Source organism: Microvirga aerophila (assembly GCF_003332305.1).
In the GTDB taxonomy this organism is placed as follows: Bacteria; Pseudomonadota; Alphaproteobacteria; order Rhizobiales; family Beijerinckiaceae; genus Microvirga; species Microvirga aerophila.
In genome coordinates, this window is record NZ_QOIO01000161.1 from 1 (window position 1) to 2,076 (window position 2,076).

General features: G+C 64.2%; 2 protein-coding genes. One reads left to right on the forward strand and one right to left on the reverse strand.

All coding sequences use genetic code 11. From position 1 onward, the window contains the following. Positions 1 to 342: 342 nt before the first annotated feature. Positions 343 to 801 carry a hypothetical protein gene (locus DRB19_RS30540; protein WP_162815962.1) on the reverse strand — a complete coding sequence of 153 codons (459 nt, stop codon included), beginning with the start codon at positions 799 to 801 and terminating at the stop codon, positions 343 to 345. 12 nt (positions 802 to 813) lie between these two features. On the opposite strand from DRB19_RS30540, the gene DRB19_RS29475 reads away from it, so the two are divergent. Next, complete coding sequence (locus DRB19_RS29475) at positions 814 to 2,058, forward strand: S8 family serine peptidase (protein WP_114189489.1); 1,245 nt, start codon at positions 814 to 816, stop codon at positions 2,056 to 2,058. Positions 2,059 to 2,076: the final 18 nt, after the last annotated feature.

Sequence of the window (2,076 nt, forward strand, 5' to 3'; positions counted from 1 at the left end):
GGTCCCATAAAGGCATCTGCCCAGCTACCTACAAGCACAGCAGCTTCATTGTTAAGCTTATCCTTCGACACAATAAGCGATTAGATTGCTCATGTTCATCTTGGGCAGAGTAGAAGAGGCGTGACTCAGCGCTTGATGCGGCACACTTGCAGATTGGTCTCTGCCCCAATGCCTGACCATGCGCAAAACTATGAGCCCCGGCGCTAAGCGTCGTTACTGGAGGCGGTCATGGCACACTGGTGGCGACATAGTCTTATTGCGATAGCAGGCACTGCCGCTGCCCTTCCTTTTCAGGTTTAACTTGACCTCGGCCAAGGGTCCAGCCTGCCCCTCATGAATGGATCAGCTTTCGCCCAGCAGGGTGACGGGTCCGGGAACAGTGGTGGTGTCGGCGGTGGTGCCAGCGGTGGCGTCGGAGGCGGTGGTGTCGGAGGTGGCGTCGGAGGTGGTGTCGGAGGTGGTGCCAGCGGTGTCGGAGGTGGTGTCGGAGGCGGTGCCAGCGGTGCCGGCGGTGGTGTCGGCGGTGGTGTCGGCGGTGGTGCCAGCGGTGGCGTCGGCGTCGGCGTCGGCGGTGGCGTCGGAGGCGGTGTCGGCGGTGGCGCCAGCGGTGGTGTTGGCGGTCGCGTCGGAGGCGGCGGTGTTGGAGGCACTGGCGGACGGAGCCGTGCAGCCGGCAGCAGCGCCACAGGCGGGAACACCAATAAGACTCTCAAGGCAGGAAACGCCAAAAGCCAGCGCGGCACAGGAACGGCAAAGGCGAGCACCAGCAAAACCACACCACGGCAAAGCACGTCTGCCCAACCCAAGCGCCAAATGCCCCGCCCAGCCAATGCAGCCTCTCAGGCGAAGGCTCTGCAAGCGCAGGCGACCGCCTCGGCTGTCGATCCTCGGCCCAAGCCGCGGCAGGCCCCTAACTCCATCCTGGCGTCGGGCTTGTCGCGCGAGGCTCTGACCAGGCTCACCGCTCAAGGCTTTCACATCGAGACCCAGACCCAGGGCAGCATTGCCCCACAGATTGTCCGGCTGCGCGTTCCACAAGGCACCTCACTGACCCAAGCCCGGCAAAGGGTCCGGCTGCTCGATGCGCGCGCCTCAACAGATTTCGATCACTTCTACTATCTCGATGAGGGCGCAGTTGCTTGTGTCGGGGCCGAGTGCCAGGCCGCCTCACTCGTCAACTGGTCGTCATCGGACGCAGCCCAATGCGGTCCTACCCCCCTCATCGGCTTGATCGACACCGGGATCAACCTTGAGCACGAAGCCCTGAAGGATCAAGCGATCGAGGTGGTGCCGCGCCCTGCAAGCCATGCGGATGCCTCGTTACGGGATCACGGCACCGCGGTGGCGGCCCTCCTCGTGGGTCGGCCAGACAGCCAAACACCTGGGCTGCTGCCGCAAGCGAAGATCATCGCGGTGGAGGCATTCTACCGCGACGGTGGCACGGCTGATCGCACGGACGTGCTGTCCCTTGTGGACGCCATTGAGGCCCTGGCCAAGCGCGGGGTGCAGGTGATGAACATGAGCCTGTCAGGTCCAGCAAACGAGCTCCTCCAGAAAGCCATCGAGGCGGCCCAGGCCAAGGGCATCGTGCTCATTGCAGCGGTGGGCAACAACGGTGCCGGCGCCCAGCCGTCTTATCCGGCCGCCTATCCAGGGGTCGTCGCAGTCACTGCGGTGGATCAAGACCTGAAAGTGTACCGGCGCGCGACGCAGGGAGCGTACGTTGATCTTTCTGCGCCTGGGGTGAAGGTCTGGACAGCATCGGCCCAGGGCAGCGGCGCCCTGAGGACGGGCACGTCCTATGCGGTGCCCTTCGTGTCCGCTGCCGCAGGCCTGCTGCTTGCATCGAACCCGGAGTTGGACACCAAAGGGGTCCAATCCCGGCTGGAAGAGCACACCCGCGACCTTGGCAAGTCAGGGTGGGATCCGACGTTCGGGTTTGGCCTGATCCAGATGGCAGGCTTGTGCGCACAGCCCGCAGAGCCAACATCGATCTCCAGGGCCAAAAGGCGGCCCGGCGCTCCCCCTTTCAAGGCGCAGACGTCAGACATGCCCTGACACCTGTGAAGGTCTACA